The 4,437-nt window shown below is 33.2% G+C and carries 6 protein-coding genes; 3 read left to right on the top strand and 3 right to left on the bottom strand.

Going from position 1 to position 4,437, the window contains the following annotated elements; translation table 11 throughout:
• Window positions 1-375: 375 nt before the first annotated feature.
• Window positions 376-1,062 carry a hypothetical protein gene (locus MHH60_RS33070; protein WP_076139093.1) on the bottom strand — a complete coding sequence of 229 codons (687 nt, stop codon included), beginning with the start codon at window positions 1,060-1,062 and terminating at the stop codon, window positions 376-378.
• Between the two features lie 209 nt (window positions 1,063-1,271).
• Here MHH60_RS33070 and MHH60_RS33075 point away from each other — a divergent pair, with 209 nt between their 5' ends.
• Window positions 1,272-1,580 carry a helix-turn-helix domain-containing protein gene (locus tag MHH60_RS33075; protein WP_076139094.1) on the top strand — a complete coding sequence of 103 codons (309 nt, stop codon included), beginning with the start codon at window positions 1,272-1,274 and terminating at the stop codon, window positions 1,578-1,580.
• A 1-nt stretch (window position 1,581) separates the two neighbouring features.
• Here the strand turns inward: MHH60_RS33075 and MHH60_RS33080 are convergent, their stop codons facing one another.
• Both MHH60_RS33080 and MHH60_RS33085 read right to left on the bottom strand, forming a co-directional pair.
• Window positions 1,582-1,788: a hypothetical protein gene (locus MHH60_RS33080; RefSeq protein ID WP_076139095.1), complete on the bottom strand. Its 207-nt coding sequence runs from the start codon at window positions 1,786-1,788 to the stop codon at window positions 1,582-1,584.
• 19 nt (window positions 1,789-1,807) lie between these two features.
• On the bottom strand, window positions 1,808-2,155 hold the full coding sequence (locus tag MHH60_RS33085) for a hypothetical protein (RefSeq protein WP_076139096.1): 348 nt from the start codon (window positions 2,153-2,155) through the stop codon (window positions 1,808-1,810).
• 550 nt (window positions 2,156-2,705) lie between these two features.
• Here MHH60_RS33085 and MHH60_RS33090 point away from each other — a divergent pair.
• Window positions 2,706-3,926 (top strand): ParM/StbA family protein, encoded by a 1,221-nt coding sequence (locus tag MHH60_RS33090; RefSeq protein ID WP_076139097.1) that lies wholly within the window; start codon window positions 2,706-2,708, stop codon window positions 3,924-3,926.
• On the top strand, window positions 3,923-4,348 hold the full coding sequence (locus MHH60_RS33095) for a hypothetical protein (RefSeq protein ID WP_076139098.1): 426 nt from the start codon (window positions 3,923-3,925) through the stop codon (window positions 4,346-4,348). The genes MHH60_RS33090 and MHH60_RS33095 overlap by 4 nt, the downstream gene beginning before the upstream one ends.
• Window positions 4,349-4,437: the final 89 nt, after the last annotated feature.

Here is a 4,437-nt window from a genome sequence, read left to right on the forward strand (position 1 = left end):
CCCTGCAGCAGCAGCTCAACACTCTCTTAGATCGGGTGTATGGTTCAAATAGCTACACTCTATTACGCAGCAAAAAAAACACTATATGAGGTATCGACTAAATCTCTTATCTGATATCTCATATAGTGTTTTTGAGTGGGTTCTGTAATGAACCCCAATGGAAATTAATGTTTTAACGCTGAAGATACAATGATTTTTTTCTTAAGTAAAAAATTGTCGGATATAATAAATTCTCCGTTTTCATCAACAAAATGATTATTCCCATTCTCGCTTAGGATGAATTTTGAAAGTTTCTCGAAGGTTCCATAATTGATTATGTAAGAAGCTCCTTTGTTAAAGTACATTATCTTTCTACCTCCATTTAACTGGAAATTACTATATGACTGATAGTTCTTGTGCAATTCTAATTAGTGATGTTTTTTTAATCTCATAATATTTTTGTCTTCCAAACCCTAAGACACTCATTAATTGATCATCTTTGGGTTCGCGTCTAACTAAATATTTCGCACTTACCAAAGATAGCTGGGGCTCAGTTAATTCACTAAGAGCATGAGCCATATCATATAAACGATCTTCAACATTCATTAATTCTTCCTTGATTTTTTCAGCTCTAGAAAATGGTCTCATTACTGCATCTTCAATCGGAGAAGATACTCCCCCCCTTGTTTGAACGCCACTGATATTTCCATATGTAGCAGTCATTTTAGGTAAATCAAGAACATAAAAGGCACCCAAAATGTCGGTCAGCTGCTGTTCAAGATTATGTTTTCTTTGTGTTAATCGATAATGCTCACGTAAACGATTTTCTATAATAGGGACATATTGAGATCGTGATGCAGTTGGAATTTCCAATTCCATTTGATCAGCATCTGATTTATTAGTTATTCCAAAAATCGCAGCGTAACCATTCAAATCAAAGTATTCTCTAATTAGATCTAATTCATCAGAGTGAGTTTCTCCTTCTGATTTTAAACAACTTTTTTGAAGTCTTTGATAGCGTATATAAATCCAGTCAAGTGGTAACGAACTGATGTTAGTTTTGGTAATCTGCACGCTTCGCATTAATTTCTCCTTCCGTGATAGACAGATTTAATATGGATATCAAAAATACATATCTCAAACTTATTTAAATAAGTAATTATGACAATGAATATTACTAAAATTAGTAAGTTACCTATATAACAGTGTTCCATTATTACTTTTTTTGAGAAGATATGTATTACAAATAACTAAAATTCGTATTCTCAGCTTATTTTGTAGGAGGATCTCTATTGCAATACATAGGTGAACGATTAAGAGCAATTCGTAAAAATAGAAATCTCACACAACAAAAAATATTTGAGCGTTCAGGAATATCAGTTGGAACTTTATCTGATTGGGAAAATAATAAGCGTGCTCCAACAACATCAGCTTTGCAACGTTGGGCAGATGCCGTGGGTATTGATTTTTGGGACATATTTTTTTCTGATTTGACCCCTACAGCAGCTGAGATTAACATGCTGACTTTATTTAGGCAGCTGACTCCAACTGATCAAGAACATTTGTTATCACTTATGAAACTTATGTCAAAGAAAAAATAGTTTAACCTTTACCTTCGATTCTCCGAATAATTCCGATTAATCCATCAAATGAAATTAAATTTTTGTCAATCTCTGCTTCCGACTGATCTTCTATTATTATTCCAGTGAATCTAGAAGGTGAGAAACTGCAAACTGTCTCACTTTCTTCGATTTTCCCATCTGTTTTTGAACACCAGTTCCAATGGCTACAATTTCCGCAATTCATCATAAAAAAAACCTCCTAAGTATTAATTTCGATTTAACACTGATGTTAGCAAATGGGCGATTGTCCCAGCATTCATTTGTAATTGATCATCTTTTTTTAATTCTAAATATCCTGCTACCCGAGCTTTGTAATTTTCCTGATTAATACAGTGTGTTACAGAAATTAAATCAGTCCCTCTTTTTAAATTCTCGACTAGTGATATACCAGTCATAACAAGGTGTATTAATTTTCGATTTCCAATTGCTTCGTTAATCAGAGACAAGTGATATTCATTAACTGCTTTTGTTTCACCTGAGATGTAATCAATATAGTTTTTAGGGATTGTGATAGAACTTGAATCTCCGATGCCTTTTAGTTTTGTGTGATCCATTATTTCCCTCCATATTTAATGTTGTAAGATAAAACCGGCTTAATAAATACCTTAATAGATGAACTTAGATAGGCTTAGATGAAACTTCAATAGTTATATTGCCATATAAAACCAATGATAGCAATGGAAAACTTACTAAAAATAATAATAAATTATGACGAATGTTATCTTTAAAAGTAATATAAGAGGTGATTTAACTCTGTTTGTAGGTATAAAGTTCCTTTTTTTAGAGGGGAATTATGCAATATGAAAATAAGTGCCGACTATATTTTTTGTAGTCTATTAGTGGTAAAAACTTATAAAAGTAATAGGAATAAATGAATTCATATTGAATTATAAATGAAGAATATTTAGGATAAGCACTGATTTTAATTATGTACATTTCAATATTAAACTCAAATTGAATTGAAAATGAATTTAAAATACTTGATTACTTTTGAGATTTGGTATATATTTGTAAAGAAGAATCATTTTCGTGTTCAAATTAAATTCAAATACAATTCATTTTGAATTGAAAGGATTTAAAAATTAAAAATGAGGTGATTGTGAAATGGTTGCTAATATTAAAAATGATTTTGGAAACTCTACTAACAAGATGTATTATAATGGTAAAAAACTGGTACAGCCATCTACGATAAAACGGCTTACTGAACAACCAGCTATTGCAGAAGGTAATCTTGAAAAACATATGGCTAATCTATTTGATGAATTAACCGTGAATATTACAAGCCCTGCATTAAAGAGATCGGGATTTTTTAGTGTAGGTAAACGTGCGAATCTAAATATTGCTAAAACCGAAAATATGAATATACGAATTGGTGAAAAGCATAAGCATGACATACCAGTGATTATGAATCTCTCAATGACAGCAGCCGCAGCAATTGCTGAATACTACGAAGAACATGCCAAATTGCCGGTAACCTTATCAATTGAAGCAAAAATGACAGGAGCAATCCCTGCCTCTGAATGGAAACCAGCAACTGCTTCAATGATGGAAAAAAGATTTACTAATAACGGAGATGGAAAGTCTTCGCATGTAGTGATTGTATATATTGGAACCTCTTTAGTAACTGTTACAATTAACTATATTTCCGTTAAAATAACTCAAGAGGGCGTACCTGCAATATATGCATTAAGGGAAGCACCGACCCCCAAGGAAAATAAAGTCCCTGGAATACTGGAAAAATTAGTAAAGGAGTATAAAGGGAAAAAGGGCAGAGAACATATTGCGAACTTAACTCAAGTTGAAATTGCACAGAAAAAAGGCTTATTAACTGACATAGGTTCTGGAACAACGGAATTAATTCATCTTCATGGTGCTAATCCTGTTATAGATAACTGTACCGGTGTACAGCGTGGGGTGGGTCATGCAGCAGAAGAGGCAGCTAAAGCGCTATCAAGTGATCTCGGAGGTCACCTACAAATTAATAGACAGCGATTTGATGATTTGTTGTTAAATACTGATGATAATTTACATGATTCTGCTGTAGCATTTATGGATGATGCTAAGTATGTAGAGGCGCAGAATATTTTAGAGATTATTAAAGAACGTTACATAGTAATAGGTGGGGACATTGAGTACTTTATGGTGCTTGGAGGCGGTAGTATAACATTTGAATCGGAACTTTATTCCGAGCTAGTCGCTTTCGCAGAGGAAGTGCATTGCTTTGTACTTTGGATTCCTGCAGAGTATGCGGTAGATATGAATCTTGAAGGTTTATCAATACTTCATGATAGAGTGTTTTTTCCTTCGGAGGTTGTTAAGTCGTGAACGAGGATAATAAAGAGGTCAGTAAACGAGATCTTGTGTCCTGGCGTATTAATAAACTCAATGATTTTCAGTCTCTAAATAAATGGGTTAATGCACAAGGAAACATTCAAATTTCACTCACAACGTTGGTTAGACATATGATTGATCGCTTTGGATATAGAGATATTACGGATATTGATATTCAAAAAACAATGTTTTTAGAGCCATATTCCAAAGATTTTCAAAACATCATTGCTGTTATGGATGATTTGAAAAATAAATTATCGATTTCAAATTCTTCTACAGAGTTAAGCGTAGACGCAGAAATTAGTGATGAAAAGAACCAAGATACAAGTTCTGCTGTGACTAGCATTGAAGCAAAAAAGGACGTAAACTCAGAGAAAGATAACTTTTACTCAACTATAGATCCCTCACGACTTTAAACAAGTGGAAACCTAATTATTTGGCCTCAAAAGCCACTTAATTAGGTTTTTTTTGGAAGAGCGTAAGAAAACAAAAATCAGGAACCTGC

The organism is Paenibacillus sp. FSL H7-0716 (genome assembly GCF_038002705.1).
Taxonomy (GTDB): Bacteria; Bacillota; Bacilli; order Paenibacillales; family Paenibacillaceae; genus Paenibacillus_AQ; species Paenibacillus_AQ odorifer.

Coding starts and splice junctions, on each gene's coding strand:
- MHH60_RS33070 (WP_076139093.1), bottom strand. CDS start 1,062: ATGCGAAGCGTGCAGATTACCAAAACTAACATCAGTTCGTTACCACTT.
- MHH60_RS33080 (WP_076139095.1), bottom strand. CDS start 1,788: ATGATGAATTGCGGAAATTGTAGCCATTGGAACTGGTGTTCAAAAACA.
- MHH60_RS33085 (WP_076139096.1), bottom strand. CDS start 2,155: ATGGATCACACAAAACTAAAAGGCATCGGAGATTCAAGTTCTATCACA.
- MHH60_RS33090 (WP_076139097.1), top strand. CDS start 2,706: ATGGTTGCTAATATTAAAAATGATTTTGGAAACTCTACTAACAAGATG.